At 62.5% G+C, this 16,293-nt stretch carries 18 protein-coding genes; 13 read left to right on the top strand and 5 right to left on the bottom strand.

The window, feature by feature from the left end:
* Positions 1-249: 249 nt before the first annotated feature.
* The 5 genes from LB525_RS28415 to LB525_RS28395 form a co-directional block, all read right to left on the bottom strand.
* Positions 250-1,950 (bottom strand): phospholipase D-like domain-containing protein, encoded by a 1,701-nt coding sequence (locus tag LB525_RS28415; protein ID WP_224549861.1) that lies wholly within the window; start codon positions 1,948-1,950, stop codon positions 250-252.
* Between the two features lie 496 nt (positions 1,951-2,446).
* Complete coding sequence (gene msrA / locus LB525_RS28410) at positions 2,447-3,190, bottom strand: peptide-methionine (S)-S-oxide reductase MsrA (RefSeq protein WP_224549859.1); 744 nt, start codon at positions 3,188-3,190, stop codon at positions 2,447-2,449.
* Between the two features lie 311 nt (positions 3,191-3,501).
* Positions 3,502-3,783, bottom strand: coding sequence for a hypothetical protein (locus LB525_RS28405; protein ID WP_224549857.1), 282 nt, complete (start codon positions 3,781-3,783; stop codon positions 3,502-3,504).
* An 86-nt stretch (positions 3,784-3,869) separates the two neighbouring features.
* Positions 3,870-4,562: a DUF1223 domain-containing protein gene (locus LB525_RS28400; protein ID WP_224549855.1), complete on the bottom strand. Its 693-nt coding sequence runs from the start codon at positions 4,560-4,562 to the stop codon at positions 3,870-3,872.
* Between the two features lie 179 nt (positions 4,563-4,741).
* Positions 4,742-5,095, bottom strand: a complete 354-nt coding sequence (locus LB525_RS28395; protein ID WP_224549853.1) for an endonuclease domain-containing protein — start codon at positions 5,093-5,095, stop codon at positions 4,742-4,744.
* 146 nt (positions 5,096-5,241) lie between these two features.
* Between LB525_RS28395 and lepA the strand changes: the two genes are divergently transcribed.
* The 13 genes from lepA (at position 5,242) to LB525_RS28330 (ending at position 16,208) form a co-directional block, all read left to right on the top strand.
* On the top strand, positions 5,242-7,047 hold the full coding sequence (gene lepA / locus LB525_RS28390) for a translation elongation factor 4 (protein WP_095769428.1): 1,806 nt from the start codon (positions 5,242-5,244) through the stop codon (positions 7,045-7,047).
* Positions 7,048-7,374: 327 nt separating this feature from the next.
* Positions 7,375-8,364, top strand: coding sequence for a hypothetical protein (locus LB525_RS28385; protein ID WP_224549851.1), 990 nt, complete (start codon positions 7,375-7,377; stop codon positions 8,362-8,364).
* A gap of 4 nt (positions 8,365-8,368) precedes the next feature.
* On the top strand, positions 8,369-9,079 hold the full coding sequence (locus LB525_RS28380) for a hypothetical protein (protein ID WP_224549849.1): 711 nt from the start codon (positions 8,369-8,371) through the stop codon (positions 9,077-9,079).
* A gap of 26 nt (positions 9,080-9,105) precedes the next feature.
* On the top strand, positions 9,106-9,630 hold the full coding sequence (locus LB525_RS28375) for a 7-cyano-7-deazaguanine synthase (RefSeq protein ID WP_263492929.1): 525 nt from the start codon (positions 9,106-9,108) through the stop codon (positions 9,628-9,630).
* A 2-nt stretch (positions 9,631-9,632) separates the two neighbouring features.
* Positions 9,633-10,061 (top strand): hypothetical protein, encoded by a 429-nt coding sequence (locus LB525_RS28370; RefSeq protein ID WP_224549844.1) that lies wholly within the window; start codon positions 9,633-9,635, stop codon positions 10,059-10,061.
* A 129-nt stretch (positions 10,062-10,190) separates the two neighbouring features.
* Entirely contained in the window at positions 10,191-10,703 is a 513-nt protein-coding gene (locus LB525_RS28365; protein ID WP_224549842.1) for a hypothetical protein, read from the top strand.
* A gap of 11 nt (positions 10,704-10,714) precedes the next feature.
* Entirely contained in the window at positions 10,715-11,224 is a 510-nt protein-coding gene (locus tag LB525_RS28360) for a hypothetical protein (protein WP_224549840.1), read from the top strand.
* A 198-nt stretch (positions 11,225-11,422) separates the two neighbouring features.
* Positions 11,423-11,770: a hypothetical protein gene (locus LB525_RS28355; RefSeq protein WP_140700776.1), complete on the top strand. Its 348-nt coding sequence runs from the start codon at positions 11,423-11,425 to the stop codon at positions 11,768-11,770.
* 132 nt (positions 11,771-11,902) lie between these two features.
* The gene (locus LB525_RS28350) at positions 11,903-12,139 is read left to right on the top strand and encodes an endonuclease domain-containing protein (RefSeq protein ID WP_224549838.1); all 237 of its coding nucleotides are present in this window, start codon (positions 11,903-11,905) and stop codon (positions 12,137-12,139) included.
* A 251-nt stretch (positions 12,140-12,390) separates the two neighbouring features.
* Positions 12,391-12,762: a hypothetical protein gene (locus tag LB525_RS28345; RefSeq protein ID WP_140845363.1), complete on the top strand. Its 372-nt coding sequence runs from the start codon at positions 12,391-12,393 to the stop codon at positions 12,760-12,762.
* Positions 12,763-12,875: 113 nt separating this feature from the next.
* Positions 12,876-13,502 carry a CDGSH iron-sulfur domain-containing protein gene (locus LB525_RS28340; RefSeq protein WP_224549836.1) on the top strand — a complete coding sequence of 209 codons (627 nt, stop codon included), beginning with the start codon at positions 12,876-12,878 and terminating at the stop codon, positions 13,500-13,502.
* 53 nt (positions 13,503-13,555) lie between these two features.
* Complete coding sequence (locus LB525_RS28335; RefSeq protein WP_224549834.1) at positions 13,556-13,858, top strand: cupredoxin family copper-binding protein; 303 nt, start codon at positions 13,556-13,558, stop codon at positions 13,856-13,858.
* A gap of 328 nt (positions 13,859-14,186) precedes the next feature.
* Positions 14,187-16,208 (top strand): hydantoinase/oxoprolinase family protein, encoded by a 2,022-nt coding sequence (locus LB525_RS28330; protein ID WP_224549832.1) that lies wholly within the window; start codon positions 14,187-14,189, stop codon positions 16,206-16,208.
* Positions 16,209-16,293: the final 85 nt, after the last annotated feature.

Genomic DNA, 16,293 nt, shown 5'->3' with positions numbered 1-16,293 from the left:
CCAGCAACGCTCCCTTCCTTTCCCTCCGGAGGGGGGAAAGGTGGCGCTGCGAAGCAGCGACGGATTGGGGGAACCACTTGGCAATCAAGCCTCGGCCTGATCAGTCGCGCCAGGAGAAATGCCCGACAGGGCAATGAGGGGCGGCGCTGACCTGTCAGGCAGTTATGGGTCGGCGGTTAGCCGCAGATGCCGGCGCTGCTCCTTCATCCGCCCTTCGGGCACCTTCTCCCCGTGAAACGGGGAGAAGGACTAACCCTGCGTCCAGAACGCGATCTCCTGCGCCTTGGTCCTGAGCTCGGTCTTCAGCCACTGGTCGTCGTCGTCGAGATAGCTCCACGGCGTCCTGCCTTGGGCCCGCATCTCGCGGATGTAGGAGCGGTAGCGGTAGTGGCTGTAGACTGACATCGCATAGGTGGCATAGGCGGTGGCAAGCTTCCTGTGGCCGCGCACGATCACCAGGTTCTCGTCGTTCTTCTCGCTCGCCGGCGCCGAGAAATTGTGGCTGCCGGTCACCACCACGCAGTCGTTCGAATGCGGGTCGATCACCAGGATCTTCGAGTGCACGATGGCGTGGCCGATCTGCGACAAGAAGGTCGGCCGGTTGACCTCGGCGATCCATGGCCCGAGCGGCGCGTCGAGGCCCTGCGGCTGCGCCACCGCGTAGCGGTCGGGCGTGAATTTCCGGTCGCTGCTCACCAGGTCGATGTCGAGGAAGTTCTGATCGGTGCCGCCCTCCTCCGCGCTCAAGGTCGAGACCACGCCGCGCACATACATGCCCTTTTCCCTGGCGCGCTGCCCGGCCAGCGTGTGCAGCCCCTGCTTGCCCGGCGTGAACATCAGGAAAAGCACCGCCTGCTTGGCCGAGGCGATGACGTCGCGCAGCGCCGCCATGTCGGCGCCATCCGAGGTGCGGGTGAACCAGACGGTCGCCTTGGCGGTCCCGACCGTGAAAGTCTTGGGCGCATCGTTGTCCGCCATCAGCGCCGGCGTGAAATTGGCCGGGTCGGTCTTGGGCGGCGAGGCGTCCTTCAACAGGTCCCAATGCTTGCGGAAATGCGCCGCGACCGCCGCGTCCTCGATCAGCAAGCCGTTGTTGACCTGCGTGCACAGGCCGGTCGTGCTCCAGTTGGTGCTGCCCGTCCACGCCATCCTCGGCTCGCCGTCCTTGGACACGACGACGAATTTGTTATGGCCGAGGCCTTTCGATTTCAGCATCCGGTCGACGGTCGCGATGCCGTGGTCGTTGAGGTTCTTGCGCGCCTCCTTGTTGCCGTCGCCGCTTTTGTCGGAGCCGTTGGCGAGGATGAGATGGAGCCGCGGCCCGAGCCCGATCAGCGCCGTCTCCAGCGTCGCGTCGCCGAGCTCGTAGAGCGCGGCATGCAACTCGTCGCCGGCGACCTGCGTCAACCCGACCATGCGCAGCCCGAGATCGCCTTCGAGGAAAGCGCGGAATTTTGCGTCGCCATTGGTCTGCAGGCTCTTCTTGAAGGCCGCGGGCGACAGCTTGTTCTTGGCCATGTAGCGGGCGACGAATTGCGACAGAACCAGGCCGCGGTTGAAGTAGCAGGAAAAGCCGCCGCCGGCGTCGGTGGCGAGTGTCGCCCAGTCCGTCCAGTCGCTCGACACCCCCTTGGTCAGCGGCTTGCCGGGTCCGGCGCTCATCATCGCTGTCACCCGGTAGCGCACGACATTGCCGACATCGGCGGCATGGTCGGTCCAGTTGAAGCGCTGGAACGGCCAGACATCCGACGGCCTGCGGTCGCCCGATTTCGGCTTGTCCTTGGTGAAGCCGACGCGGTTCTCCACCGGCTCGATCCTCTCGCTCGCGCCGGCCTTGCGGCCGCGCTCGAGGAGAAAACCCCGGCACCCGGCGATGAAGTCGCTCGGTGCCCAGGCGACGAAGGCGTCGTCGCCATTGGTGTAGACGGAGACTTTTATGTCGATGGCCATCTGTCGTTCCCTCCCCATCCGTCGTCGTTCCCGAAGCGCGGCCGGCATGCCCGGCCCAACAATGCAGCCAACAAGAATCCGCCCCGGAAGCACGGCCCCGGATCAGCTGAAACAGAATTTTCGAAAAAGTGACGGCGATGATTATGTGGCGGCAGATGATCGGATGTCAATGTTTTGCAGCGTCAAGTATAATTCTATGAACTGCTTCACATTGTGTTCTGTTTTGCCAGCAAAATAGACGCGGATGGCTTCGTCAACCGAAAGTGCGAACCTCGGAGATTGGCGCAAGCCCCTCAACCTCGTCATTCCAGGGCGGAGCAGCCGCGAAGCGGCGTCGCGCAGACCCTGGAATCCATTCCGTGACCTTGATCGAAGGCTGCAGCGGAGCAGAATTCTGTACCGTAGCGGCGCTCATATGTCACGGAATGGATCCTCGGGTCTGCGCGCGTCGCTGCGCTCCTTGCTCCGCCCGTGGATGACGACGAGCGGGTGTCGCTCAGCTCTTGCTGGAGGCCAGCACCAGCACCGGCTTCTCGCTGTAAAGCTTGGGGAACAGCGCCTTCAAATTCTCGATCTTGGGCAGGTCGTTGTAGACGATATAGGGATAGGTCGGGTTCAGCGTCAGGAAGTCCTGATGGTAATCCTCGGCCGGGTAGAAGGTCTTGCCGGTCTCCAGCGTGGTGACGATCGGCTTGCTGAACACCTTGGCCTTGTCGAGCTGGGCGATGTAGCTCTCGGCGACCTTCTTCTGCTCGTCGTTCTCGGCGAAGATCGTCGATCGGTATTGCGTGCCCTGGTCCGGCCCCTGGTAATTGAGCTGCGTCGGATTATGCGCGACCGAGAAATAGACCTGCAGCAGCTGGCCGTAAGTGACCTTCGACGGGTCGTAGGTGATCTCGACGGATTCGGCGTGGCCCGTGCGGCCGGTGCCGACGACTTCATAGACGGCGTTTTCGGCGCTGCCGCCGGTATAGCCGGAGACGGCCTTGCTGACGCCCTTGACGTGCTGGAACACGCCCTGCACACCCCAGAAGCAGCCGCCGGCGAAGATCGCCTTTTCGGTGCCGCCCGCCGCCTTCTCGTCAATCGCCGGCGGCGGGATCACCACCGCGTCCTCGGCCGAGCGGGCCGGTGTCTGCCACAGAGCTGCCGCCGCCACGGCCGCAAGGCCGAGCACTGCCAACGTGCCGCGGGCGAAGAATGGCGATCGCCGCGCGGCCTTTGTCTTTATGCCGTTCATGTCCTGATCTCCTGTTGTTGCTTCATTATATACGATCGAAGCCTCGAAGCGGTTCTCACTTTGCCGTGCGGCCAATGGCCGAGGGCGCTCCCCCGCTCCGTCTCGGCTTCGCCGAGCCACCTCTCCCCCGCCTCTGGCGGGGGCGAGGAACCCAGGCGTACAAAGGCCGCGTCCTCCGCGATTGGCGTTTCCTCGCCCCCGCAAAGCGGGGGAGAGGTGGATCGGCGCGCAGCGCCGAGACGGAGCGGGGGCTGCGCTGCCCTGTGCGATTGCCTCGCAGGCCGGCGACGCAAGCGGATCGCAAGCTCACCTTACTGAGCGGTGGTGTCCGCTGGCTTCATGGCATCCGTCGAAGGCTTCATCGCATCCGCCGGCTTCATCGCATCCGTGGCCGGCTTCATCGCCTCGGTGCTCATCGCGTCGGGTTTCATGGCATCGGCGGGCTTCATGGCGTCGGCCGGCTTCATGGCGTCGCTCGCCACCGCATTGGCGGGCTTCATCGCATTGGCCGTGTCGTCGGCGCGGGCGCCGGCGACGAAGACGGACGCGGAAAGCGCGAAGGCCAGCGCCGGCAGCGTGAGGAACTTGGTCATGGTAGTCTCCTTGGGTTTGGCGCGCGCATGCGGGCCCTGGTGAAGCGTTGCCGCTTTCATGCGGCCCCGCGCGAAGAGAAGGAAAATCAGTTGGCGGCCGCGGCCAGGATCGGTCCGCCGCGCGGCGCCTGCACCAGCACCGCGGTGCTCAAGCCCCCGGCGGCTGCCGGCAGCGGCAGCGTCGTCGCCGCGCCGTTCCAGCTGCCGAGCTTGGTCAGCGCATGAACGACATTGGCGTGCGGCAGCGTGCGGCCGGTGTTCTCGCCGCGCGCCACCGGCACCTCGACGACGCCTCTTGTGTAGCGCACCAACCAGATGTCGGCGCCGCCGCCTGGCGCCTTGCCGGCGCCGATGCTGACCTTGCCCTGCCTAAACGAAAGCTCCGGCCCCTGCGTGCGACCGCCTTTGGCGATCAGGCTCTGGATCTCGCCCGGCGCGGCGCCCACGCCGTCGCTTCTGCCGTTCACCACCACTTGCGGCGTGAACGGCCCGTCACGGCCTAGCGACGGTTCGTAGGTCACCTGGCGTTCCGTGAATTCCTTGCGGCCGAACGTGTCCTTCCAGCCGAGATAGTCCCAGTAGGTGACGTTGAACGACAGCGCCAGCACGCCCGGCTGGTCCTTGACCTTGATCAGGTTGGCGTTGGCCGGCGGGCAGGACGAGCAGCCTTGGCTGGTGAACAGCTCGACCACGGTGATCGGCTGCGCGGTCGCCGCGCCCATCGTGGCCGCGAGCATCGCGCCGGCGAGCAGGGCCATCCTTGTTGTCGATCCGGTCATGGGAAGCAGTCTCCGTTGCGGGGTCATGCTTCATTTCGTCGGGGTGGAGAGGTTCGTTACAGCTTCACCGGTTTGTGATGTGGAGCATTTCCCTTCTCCCCTTGTGGGAGAAGGTGGATCGGCGCGCAGCGCCGAGACGGATGAGGGGGTGCTCCAGCGGAGTGGAGACGTCTACCCGCTCACCGCCACGGCTGCAGACCGGGATCCTTCACATAGGCGATGATCGTATCGCAGACGCCGTCCAGATCCCTCAGCACATCATCATTCCAAAAGCGCAAGATCCGAAATCCTCTCGCGTTCAATTCAGCTCCGCGGGCCAAATCCGATTCCGAGTCCGCGTGCTGGCTACCATCCAGCTCGACGATGAGCCGCGCCTCGAGACAAGCGAAATCGGCGACGTATTTTTCAATGGGCACCTGCCGGCGAAACTTGATCCGATCGAGCCTGCGGTCGCGCAATTCCTGCCACAGCTTGTGCTCAGCCTCCGTCCGGGCAAAGCTGCGTTTGGCTTGGGTGACGGGCTGGTGCGGCATTGCGCCAGACTAGCTGGCCGCTGAGTTCCGTCCAACACCCCTCATCCGTCTCGGCGCTGCGCGCCGATCCACCTTCTCCCACAAGGGGAGAAGGGAAAAAGGCGTTCCGCTTGCCCCTCAACCCTGCCCCTGCTAAAGCCCGCCGCATGACCACCCCGCTCGACCACATCCGCAATTTCTCCATCGTCGCCCATATCGACCATGGCAAATCCACGCTTGCCGACCGGCTGATCCAGCTCACCGGCACGCTGGAGGAGCGCGACATGAAGGAGCAGGTGCTGGACTCGATGGATATCGAGCGCGAGCGCGGCATCACCATCAAGGCCCAGACCGTTCGGCTGAACTACCGCGCCAAGAACGGCGAGGATTATGTGCTGAACCTCATCGACACGCCTGGACATGTCGACTTCGCCTATGAAGTGTCGCGTTCGCTGGCCGCCTGCGAGGGCTCGCTGCTGGTGGTCGACGCTTCCCAGGGCGTCGAGGCGCAGACGCTGGCGAACGTCTACCAGGCGATTGACAACAATCACGAGATCGTCGTGGTGCTGAACAAGGTCGACCTGCCGGCGGCCGAGCCCGAGCGCATCCGCGAGCAGGTGGAGGAGGTGATCGGCCTCGACGCCTCCAATGCGGTGCTGATCTCGGCCAAGACCGGGCTGGGCGTGCCGGATGTGCTGGAGGCGATCGTCCATCAGCTGCCGCCGCCGCGCGAGGGCGATATCGCGGCACCGCTCAAGGCGATGCTGGTCGACAGCTGGTACGACGCCTATCTCGGCGTCATCGTGCTGGTGCGCATCATCGACGGCGTGATGAAGAAGGGCCAGACCATCCGCATGATGGGCACCGGCGCGAAATATCTCGTCGAGCGTACCGGCGTGTTCAAGCCGGCCCGCGTCAATGTCGACGAGCTCGGCCCCGGCGAGTTCGGCTTCTTCACCGGCTCGATCAAGGAAGTGGCCGACACCCGCGTCGGCGACACCATCACCGAGGACCGCCGCCCGACGCAAAAGGCGCTGCCCGGCTTCAAGCCGGCGCAGCCGGTAGTGTTCTGCGGCCTGTTTCCGGTCGACGCGGCCGATTTCGAGGATCTGCGCGCCGCGGTCGGCAAATTGCGCCTCAACGACGCGAGCTTCTCCTACGAGATGGAAACCAGCGCCGCGCTCGGCTTCGGCTATCGCTGCGGCTTCCTCGGCCTGCTGCATCTGGAGATCATCCAGGAGCGGCTGGAGCGCGAGTTCAACCTCGACCTGATCGCCACGGCGCCCTCCGTCGTCTACCGCCTGAACCTCAATGACGGCTCGGTGAAGGAACTGCACAATCCGGCCGACATGCCCGACGTGGTCAAGATCGCCTCGATCGAGGAGCCGTGGATCCGCGCCACCATCCTGACCCCCGACGACTATCTCGGCGGCATCCTGAAGCTCTGCCAGGACAGGCGCGGCATCCAGGCCGATCTCTCCTATGTCGGCAAACGCGCCATGCTGACCTACGACCTGCCGCTCAACGAGGTGGTGTTCGATTTCTATGATCGCCTAAAATCGATCTCCAAGGGCTACGCCTCCTTCGACTATCACCTGACCGACTATCGCGAGGGCGACCTGGTCAAGATGTCGATCCTGGTCAATGAGGAGCCGGTCGACGCGCTGTCCATGCTGGTGCACCGCACGGCGGCGGAAAAACGCGGCCGCGCCATGTGCGAGAAGCTGAAGGAGCTGATCCCGCACCATCTGTTCAAGATCCCGATCCAGGCCGCGATCGGCGGCAAGGTCATCGCCCGCGAGACCATCTCGGCGCTGCGCAAGGACGTCACCGCCAAATGCTATGGCGGCGACGTGACCCGCAAGCGCAAGCTGCTCGACAAGCAGAAAGAGGGCAAGAAGCGCATGCGGCAGTTCGGCAAGGTGGATATCCCGCAGGAGGCGTTTATCCAGGCGCTGAAGATGGGGGATTGAGGGGGCTATGCCGAAACGTCGGTCAACTTCATTCGGTTGCTAAGGCATCTTCAACCCGAAAACGCGCGATGCGGCAAGAGGTCCTTCGGTCGTGCCGAATTGGTAACCTCGGATATCGCAGCCGAGTTGAATAACCTCAGTACAAGCTAACTTGAGAGGTGATACCTGCGCTCGACTTTCGACACGACGAACGTCTATTTCGCAGGTTCTGCGGGCTTCATGGCAAAGCATCAGTAGGCGCCAAGCCAATTTTGCTCTAAATGGTTGCAGTCTCTGCTTTGTTTTGGCATCCTCGCTCCCGAATGATTTTGGGGGGAGGGGTCCTTCATGGAATTGCTTATTGGGGGGCAAAAGTTAGAAGGCCCTGTATTAATACCTTCAATTTCAAATTTTGAAACACAAGGCTCAGTCGTCGAAGCCATCAAGCTACAGCATGCTTTAAACGAGCCAATAACACTGGTGTCAGCACACGACACCGCCAACAATCAGAATTTAATTGATCGGGTCATAGAGTTTAGAAGCAATGGCAAGCTGGTGTTTATCGACAGTGGCGGGTATGAGGCTTCCCGGATCGGAAGATACGTTGATAATTACAGCAAGACGTGGGACTTTTCAGCCTTTCGTAACGCCGTCTCTTCCTGCCCTTATGATCTGGCTGCCAGCTATGATTACTTTATCGATCAATCTATGAGTGCAGATGATTACTCATACCAGTTATTAGATGGTATGCGGGATCATGATTTCATCGACAGTGGAAAGCTCGTACCTGTTGTTCATTTGAAGGATTTTTCTGGCAGTCGCTATCTATCTCGAAGCGAAGCTGTTGATATCGTTGATCGAGTGGCGATAGAGTTAGACCCGCAGTTCATTGCAATTCCCGAGCGAGAGCTTGGAAATGGGTTGGCGCAAAAAGCCGCCCTTGTGAAAGCTGTTGTCAACGAACTCCGATCTAAAGGGCGCCGGACCGAACTGCACATTCTTGGATGCGGCAACCCCTTGTCGTTTGCGATCCTCGCAAATGCAGGCATCGCAATGGCTGATGGTCTTGAATGGTGTCGAACATTGGTGGGACCGCAATTCCATCTGCATCATTTTCAGCAGGCTGAGCTTTTTCCTGAACCGCAAAATACTGTTTATAACCCTATGGCCGAATTGATCAGGGATGAGGTGGACAGCTATCAGACCAAAACGCTGGCTAGGAACCTGCACGCTTTGCAGGGGTACGCCCAACAAGTCGCTGGCGCCATAAGGGCGGGATCCATGAAAGACTTCGTGCGCGCGAATTTCGGCCCGGATGCGGCCGCCATTTGCGAATAACCCAGTGGCCGTGCTCGTCAACCAAATCCTATATGACCTTGTCGACGATTTTCACTCAGGATCATTTGGAACATTTGATGAACGACGGTATCCTTATCCAAATACCGGTGCCATCGAGAAGATTCTGATCACCTGCATCCTGTCAAGCAATTGGGTGTTCGAAAAAGCCGTCAAGGCAGCGGATCGGGTGTTCGACAAATTCCTGCTGGGCACTGCAGACGTGAGATTGCCGACGTATTCCGGTCTGGAGAATTTTTTGACAAGCGAGGCGGTCAAATGTCGATATCCGAAGACTAAGGCCGGGCAACTTTGGGGCTCGTTGCATGCACTACGGTCTCTTGGTGCCCCGCTGCCGAACTTTGCGCAACGCTTCGACGACGAGCTGACGTTGCGAGAGTATTTTTTTGAAAACTTTCCTGGGCTCGGATTAAAGCAATCCAGCATGTTTCTCAGGGACACTGGTGTAGCCTCTAGCCTTGCAATAGTAGATGTGCATATCGTGTGGTACCTGACTCATGTTGAGGGTTGGTCCGTTAGCTCTTTGACACCCAAGGAATACCTCAGGGTGGAAAAGCATCTATTAGCTATGGCTAACGACTTTGCTGTCCCGATGGGAGTTCTCGACAGCATTATTTGGGTGATGGTAAAAGAACTGAAGAAGACTCGAAGGAGCTACAGTTGCGAGACGCAGTATGCCTTGCCTCTGGAGGGCTAGATTCCACCGTATGTCTTGCACTGTTGTTGAAAAGCGGCATCCGCCCCCTTCCAATGTTTATCGACTACGGTCAGATCAACGCTAGTAAGGAATATGGCTCTCTTCAGCAATCGTGCGAAAAGCTCGGTTTAGGATCGCCCTTTACAGTTGATTTGCGTGGATACGGCGCCGGGATACGAAGTGGGCTCACTGACCCGACGCTGGACATTGTTGCAGATGCGTTTACGCCATGTCGAAACCTGCTGTTTATTGTAATGGCTGCTGCTGTTGCTAACCAGAATGGGATTAACAAGATCGTTCTTGGGCTGCTGACGGAAGCGACGATGCTATTCCCCGATCAAAGCGACAAATTCCTGCTGTCGGCAGCACGAGCTATCAGCGATGCACTTGGCGTCGAGATGGAAATCGTTGTACCGTTGCGAGAGTTCCATAAAGCGGACGTGGTTCGTTTGGCCAAGGAACTGAACGTGAAACACCATTATTCTTGTCATGCGGGAACTATCCCGCCATGTGGCGTCTGTATTGCTTGCAAAGAATATGAAGGAGTTTAGCCATGGGCGGAGGCGGAGGCGGAGGTTATAGCCCTCCTATCAATCTCGACAAACTTACCGAGAAAGCAAATCAGCGGATACAAGGTGCATTTCAGGGCCGACAGCTTGTTGTCTTTGTTTGTGACCATATCGATGAGAGAGAGTTGCAGCAGCGCATAGCCTCAAGTATTTTTCGTGAGCGCGAATATATCGTGGCTACTCAGCCCGATTTGGTTCGGGACGAGTGCCCCAGAGCTGGATTGATTGTCTGCTTCGTATCCAAGAGCGAAGAGCATGGTCTCATCGATGAGGCGATCAGGGTTGCTTCGGAGATGAAGAAACAAATTATATTCGTTCACGCATCAGATCAATATTCTATGCCAAATTACGTTTTGCAATTTAGAGTTAGGAACGTGAGCTGGGCACAGTTCTTGGAGATATTTATTGGATGATTGCCAAGACGATTATCTGTTGAATGGGCGATCGACGGCATCGAACTGATTTTTCGGGGCTCCCCGTCATCGATCTATCAATTCCTCCCCTCCTCGTTGTATCCTCTCCCTGGCTTGGGGAGACATCACATGCGCTCCACTCTCGATCTTGTCGCCGCGATTGGCCTCGCCATCGGAGGCGCTTTTGGCTTGGCGGGCACTTTCGTTGCCGGCGACGCGCTGCGCGAAACGGTCTGGACCATCGACGGCGTCGGCATCGTCGTCGCCACGGCGCTGCTCACGATGAAATACCAGCGGCTCGGCAATGACCTCGTCGCGGCCGGCTTCCTCACATTCCTGGCCGGCGAAAGCCTGCTTCTGGCCGGCAATGCGGCGGGCCTGCAGGCCTCAGTGCCCTCCTATGCCGGCGGAATCGCGCTGTGGGCGGCGGGGCTGGTGATGGTCAGCGCCCAGGCCACCTTCGCGCTGTGGATGCGGCTCACGGCGTCGGTCGCCGCCGTGCTGTTCGCCGTCTCGGTCCTGATGATCCTGTGGGGCGCGCCGCTCTTGGCTACCTCGGCGCCGCTGCCGGCGCTCGGCTATCCGTTCCTGGTACTGACCTTCATCGGCTGGATCTGGACTTTGCTGAGGCCGCAGCGTTGAGCGCGAAGGCGATGGCCGCGCCACTCGAAATCCGCAACAGCCCGTCGGGAAAAATCCTGCCCGCCGTCGGGCCGTTCCTGCTCGGCGGCATTTTCGGTTTCGGCGCGCTGCAGGGCGTGACTTGGGGGGCCAACAGCGGGCATGTGCTGTGGATCGCGCTGCTCGCTGCCGCCTGCCTGGGGCTCGGCGTTTTCATCGCCCGCGGCGCTTTCGATAGTTCGGTCAAGGTGACGCTGGACAGCCAAGGTTTCCGCGATGCCCGCGCCGGCGACGTGCTGGTGCCGTGGAACAAGGTGCGGAGCGTGCGGCTCGCCGCCGGCGGCAAGGGCGCGGCGATGCTCAATTTCGAGCTCACCGAGCAGCCGCCCGACGCAATCCGCTATTCCTCCGCCAACGCCTTCGGCCTGATGCCCTTCGGCCGGAACATCGTGCATATGGAAATCTCCTCGCTCGACGTGCGGGGAGAGGATCTGCTGGACGCCGTGAAGACATTCGCGCCGCATGTGGCGGTCAAGCGCTGACTTCCCCTTCTCCCCCTGTGGGAGAAGGGGGCCGCGAAGCGGCCGGATGAGGGGTGTTCCAGCGGAGTGAGACGTCGGCTTTCCCTGGAACACCCCTCATCCGTCCGAGCTTCGCTCGGCCACCTTCCCCCACAAGGGGGGAAGGGGAGGTCGCGCCTTGCGCCCACCCATGCTCTACTCCCCCTTGGGGACCTCGCCATGATTCGCGCTCTGCTCGCCTTCCTTCTCCTCAGCACCCCGGCCTTCGCCGCCGACATGTCGGTCTTCGTGCGCAACCAGCGTTCGGACGGCGTCGCGGTCGAGCTGTTCAGCCGCGACAGCCAAAAAGTCTGGCCGGGCGACGACAAGGTGTTCCTCATCCGCCCGAAGGCGCGAAAGTCCGTGCCGATCTCCTGCGAGCCGGGCGAGCATATCTGCTGGGGCGCCTGGGTGAACGGCGACGATTCCGTCACCGCCGGCGTCGGGCCCGACAACGACCAGCCCTGCGACACCTGCTGCTTCATCTGCACCGAGCATTCCACCGAGACAGTGGATCTGGCCGAGTAGCGGGGCGCTTCCCCTTCTCCCCCCTGTGGGAGAAGGTGGCTCGGCGCATAGCGCCGAGACGGATGAGGGGTGCTCCAGCGGAGTGAGACGCCGGATATTTGAGCGGGCACCAACATTGGCTAATCTTCCGCCATGCCGCACCAACCCGTAACCCCGGCCAAACGCAATTTCGCCCGGTCGATGCGCCGCGAGCCGACAGAGGCGGAAGACCGCTTATGGCACGAATTGCGCGGTCGTCGTCTCGACAACATCAAATTTAGGCGGCAAGTGCCGATTGGTAGGTTCGTGGCGGATTTCCTTTGCGCCGAGGCCAAGCTCGTCGTTGAGATTGACGGCAGCCAGCAGATGCGGTCTGCGATACCATTATAGCGTATGTGAGAGATAAGAGTTTGCAGCCCTGGCGGTGATGCCATCGGGCGTCTTCGCCAAGCTGGAGCACCCCTCATCCGTCTCGGCGCTACGCGCCGAGCCACCTTCTCCCACACGGGGAGAAGGGGAAGTCGCGCCATTCCCCCCCAAATTGCGTCAGCCATTTTTCGCCGCCGCCCCTTGGCATATGCGCCCGCCATGTCATCATCCAACCATCGGCCGTGGGGGCCGATTCGACCTCGGGGGTTCTCATGTCTTCCACCTTCGCGCGCCGCGTTGCCGCCGCGCTTTCGCTTGCCGTCCTCATCGCGCCCGCCGCTCACGCCGGCGACGTCACCTTCCAGATCAAGAACAATCATCCCAACGCCATGCGCGTCGAGCTCTACAGCCAGGACCGCGACTATGTCTGGCCGGGCGAGGGCAAGGATTTCTATCTCGACGACGGCGAGACCAAGCAATTGCCGATCTCGTGCAACGAGGGCGAGAAGATCTGCTACGGCGCCTGGGTCGACGGCGATGAAGAAACCTATTGGGGCGTCGGCCCCAACAACAAGGAAACCTGCGAGGACTGCTGCTACACTTGCAGCGGCGGCCAGACCGAGGAGATCGATCTGGAGGAGTAGCTCTTCTCCTTCTCCCCTTGTGGGAGAAGGGGAAGGCTGCGCATCCGGCCAGCTTGACGCCCCTCTCACCATCGCCCTAGCCTCGTCTCAACGCAACAGGAGACCCCACCCACATGGCAGGCACGGTCGAAGGCGAGAAGATCGACGTTTCCTTCAGCGGCAAGCGTTGCATCCATTCGCGCAATTGTGTGCTCGGCAACCCGCATGTCTTCGTGCCCAACGCGCCGGGCGAGTGGATCCACCCTGACGCGGCAAGCGTCGAGCAGGTCGTGGCGCTGGCGGAAAACTGCCCGTCGGGCGCCATCACCTACACCAGAAAAGATGGCGGGCCGCAGGAGAAGCCGCCGCTGGTCAACACCGTGCGGTTGCGCGAGAACGGGCCGCTGGCCGTGCATGCCGAGATCGTGCTCGGCGAGGAGACCTTCCTGCGCGCAACGCTCTGCCGCTGCGGCCTGTCGCAGAACAAGCCGTTCTGCGACAACAGCCACATCAAGGCCGGCTTCACCGCCACAGGCGAGCCGCCGCTGAAGGAGGCGCAGGTGCTGGAGGCGCGGGACGGCCCGCTGACGGTGACGCCCACCGTCAACGGCCCGCTCAAGGTCGAAGGCAATGCCGAGATCGTCACCGGCACCGGGCATACCATCGCGCGGACCACCAAAGTTTTCCTCTGCCGCTGCGGGCACTCGGCCAACAAGCCGTTTTGCGACGGGAGCCATAAAAGAGTGGGCTTCGTGGCATGACAAATGCTGCGCCGGCGTTAGCTTAAGGTGAGGACTCTCAGGAGGACTCCACCATGCGCACCATACTCACCCTTGCCTTGCTTGCCTTCGCAATGCCTGCCTTCGCCGCAAATCACGCGGTGCAGATCAAGGATATGAAATTCCACCCGGCCAAGATCAGTGTCGCCGTCGGCGACACGGTGACCTTCACCAACGCCGATTCCAAGACGCACACCGCCACGGCGGATGACGGTTCCTTCGATACCGGCCAACTCGCCAAAGGCAAGCGCGCCAAGGTCAAGATATCGGCCGCCGGCGCGCATCCGTTCCATTGTGCAATCCACAGCTCGATGACGGGCACCGTCACGGCGAAATAGGAAACGCCAGCGCTTGAAGGACTGCTGCGCAGGCCGGCGCGAGGCCCCCCTCTCTGCCCTGCCGGGCATCTCCCCCTCAAGGGGGGAGATTGGCAGCTTGGACGCCGGCGCCCCTTTGCGACGTTGCGATTGGCGAAAGCGCCGGCGACATCTGATCTCCCCCCTTGAGGGGGAGATGGCCGGCAGGCCAGAGAGGGGGGCCTCGCGTCGACGTTTCCAATAAACCCCGGCGCCTCCCCCCTGGCCCACCTCTCCCGCCTTTATCAGCCTGCCGGTATCGGCTAAGGGCTTCGCAACAAAGCCCTCGACCCTGGACCGCCTCACAGAAATGACCGCCAAGCCTCCCCCTCTCTTCCTCGGCATCGACACCGGCGGCACCTACACCGATGCGGTGCTGTGGTCGGAGGAAGGCGGCCCGAAGGGCAAGGTGCTGGCCAAGGCGAAGTCGCTGACCACGCGCCACGATCTCGCCGTCGGTATTTCCGGCGCGGTCGACGCGGTGCTGGAACAATCCAGGACCGATCCGGCCTCGATCAAACTGGTTTCGATGTCGACGACGCTCGCCACCAACGCGCTGGTCGAGGGCCAGGGCGGGCGCGTGGCGCTGGTGATGATCGGCTTTTCCGAGGCCGACCTCGCGCGCGACGGGCTGAAGACGGCGCTTGGCACCGATCCGGTGGTGTTCTGCCCCGGCGGCCATGACGTGCACGGCAATGCGGCAAAACTGGACCTTTCCGGGCTCGAGGCGGCGCTGCCGGAACTGGGCGGCTCGGTATCGGGCTTTGCCGTCTGCGCCTATTTCGCCACCCGCAATCCGGCGCATGAGCTGGCTGCCCGCGACCTCATCCGCGACAAGACCGGCCTGCCGGTCACAGCCAGCCACGAGCTTTCCGCCAAGCTCGGCGGCCCACGCCGCGCGCTCACCACCTTGCTCAACGCGCGCCTGATCTCGATGATCGACCGGCTGGTGGCGGCGACCGAAGGCTTTCTTGGCCAACGCGGCATCGCCGCGCCGCTGATGGTGGTGCGCGGCGACGGCGCGCTGGTCTCGGCGGCGTTTGCCCGCCAGCGGCCGATCGAGACGATTCTGTCCGGCCCGGCCGCTAGCTTGGTCGGCGCGCGCCACATGACCGGGCTGGACGACGCCATGGTCTCGGATATCGGCGGCACCACCACCGATGTCGCCGTGCTCGACGGCGGCCGGCCGCGGCTTGATCCGGAAGGCGCCACTGTCGGCGGCTTCCGCACCATGGTCGAGGCCGTCGCCATGCGCACATTCGGCCTTGGCGGCGATTCCGAAGTGACGCTGGAAGACGGCGCGCTCGATCCAAAAATCCTGCTTGGGCCGCGCCGCCTGGTGCCGCTGGCGCTGTCCGGCATGGTGCATGGCGAGGCCGTCACCACCGAGCTGGAGCGCCAGCTGCGCGCCCCCAATCCCGGCCGCATGGACGGGCGCTTTGCCCTGCGCACCGGCGTGCCGGACCGGCTCGCCGCCGGCCTCACCGGGCCGGAGGCGAAACTCTACGAGACGATCGGCGCCACCCCGCTGGCGCTCGACCGGCTGCTCGCTTCCAATGCGCAGAATGCCACGCTGAACCGGCTGGTCGCGCGCGGGCTGGTGCATATCTCAGGCTTCACGCCATCCGACGCCGCCCATGTGCTGGCAAAACAGGCCAATTGGCACGCCGCGACCGCCCGCCTCGGCGCCGAGCTTTTCGCCCGCCGCCGCGACGGCCGCGGCCAGACGATCGCAGCGACGCCGGAGGAGATTTCCGATCGTGTGCTCGTCACGCTGACCCGTTGGTCGGCCGAATATATCCTCGAAACCGCCTTTGCCGAGGACGGGCTGGACGGCGCCGCCACCGTCGCGCACGCGCTGGTGCAGCGCGCCGTCGACGCCCATCCCGGCATCGCCCGCTTCACCGTCGCGCTCGACCGCCCGGTCATCGGCCTCGGCGCCTCGGCGCCGCTGCATTATGCCGGCCTGCCGCCGCTGGTCGGCAATGGCTGCATCGTGCCGGAAGACACCGATGTCGCCAACGCGCTCGGCGCCGTCGTCGGCCAGGTGCGCGTCTCGGCCGAGGCCCGCGTCAGCCAGCCCAAGGAAGGCCTGTTTAGGCTGGCCTCGGGCCAGACGGTGCGCGATTTCACCGAGGAGGCAAAGGCGATTGAAGCGGCCGAAGCCGATGTGCGCGCGATCGCGGCCAAGCGCGCGCAAGACGCCGGCACCGACAGCGCCGAGATCGAAATCGCCACCGACTTCAAGGTCTCGACCATCGAGGGCCAGCGCATGTTCATCGAGGCCAATGTGGTGGCCGTGGCCTCGGGGCGGCCGCGGATTGCGGTCTAGCGCCTTTTCCTTCTCCCCTTGTGGGAGAAGGTGGCCGCGAAGCGGCCGGATGAGGGGTGCTCCAGGGAAAGCCAGCGTCTCACTT

The organism is Mesorhizobium sp. CA16 (genome assembly GCF_020165175.1).
Lineage (GTDB): Bacteria > Pseudomonadota > Alphaproteobacteria > Rhizobiales > Rhizobiaceae > Mesorhizobium.
This window is presented reverse-complemented; position numbering and strand designations above follow the sequence as displayed.

Excerpts from the sequence above, each read along its gene's own strand:
- LB525_RS28415 (WP_224549861.1), bottom strand. The coding sequence starts at position 1,950 with ATGGCCATCGACATAAAAGTCTCCGTCTACACCAATGGCGACGACGCC.
- msrA (WP_224549859.1), bottom strand. The coding sequence starts at position 3,190 with ATGAACGGCATAAAGACAAAGGCCGCGCGGCGATCGCCATTCTTCGCC.
- LB525_RS28405 (WP_224549857.1), bottom strand. The coding sequence starts at position 3,783 with ATGACCAAGTTCCTCACGCTGCCGGCGCTGGCCTTCGCGCTTTCCGCG.
- LB525_RS28400 (WP_224549855.1), bottom strand. The coding sequence starts at position 4,562 with ATGACCGGATCGACAACAAGGATGGCCCTGCTCGCCGGCGCGATGCTC.
- LB525_RS28395 (WP_224549853.1), bottom strand. The coding sequence starts at position 5,095 with ATGCCGCACCAGCCCGTCACCCAAGCCAAACGCAGCTTTGCCCGGACG.
- lepA (WP_095769428.1), top strand. The coding sequence starts at position 5,242 with ATGACCACCCCGCTCGACCACATCCGCAATTTCTCCATCGTCGCCCAT.
- LB525_RS28385 (WP_224549851.1), top strand. The coding sequence starts at position 7,375 with ATGGAATTGCTTATTGGGGGGCAAAAGTTAGAAGGCCCTGTATTAATA.
- LB525_RS28370 (WP_224549844.1), top strand. The coding sequence starts at position 9,633 with ATGGGCGGAGGCGGAGGCGGAGGTTATAGCCCTCCTATCAATCTCGAC.
- LB525_RS28365 (WP_224549842.1), top strand. The coding sequence starts at position 10,191 with ATGCGCTCCACTCTCGATCTTGTCGCCGCGATTGGCCTCGCCATCGGA.
- LB525_RS28360 (WP_224549840.1), top strand. The coding sequence starts at position 10,715 with ATGGCCGCGCCACTCGAAATCCGCAACAGCCCGTCGGGAAAAATCCTG.
- LB525_RS28355 (WP_140700776.1), top strand. The coding sequence starts at position 11,423 with ATGATTCGCGCTCTGCTCGCCTTCCTTCTCCTCAGCACCCCGGCCTTC.
- LB525_RS28350 (WP_224549838.1), top strand. The coding sequence starts at position 11,903 with ATGCCGCACCAACCCGTAACCCCGGCCAAACGCAATTTCGCCCGGTCG.
- LB525_RS28345 (WP_140845363.1), top strand. The coding sequence starts at position 12,391 with ATGTCTTCCACCTTCGCGCGCCGCGTTGCCGCCGCGCTTTCGCTTGCC.
- LB525_RS28340 (WP_224549836.1), top strand. The coding sequence starts at position 12,876 with ATGGCAGGCACGGTCGAAGGCGAGAAGATCGACGTTTCCTTCAGCGGC.
- LB525_RS28335 (WP_224549834.1), top strand. The coding sequence starts at position 13,556 with ATGCGCACCATACTCACCCTTGCCTTGCTTGCCTTCGCAATGCCTGCC.
- LB525_RS28330 (WP_224549832.1), top strand. The coding sequence starts at position 14,187 with ATGACCGCCAAGCCTCCCCCTCTCTTCCTCGGCATCGACACCGGCGGC.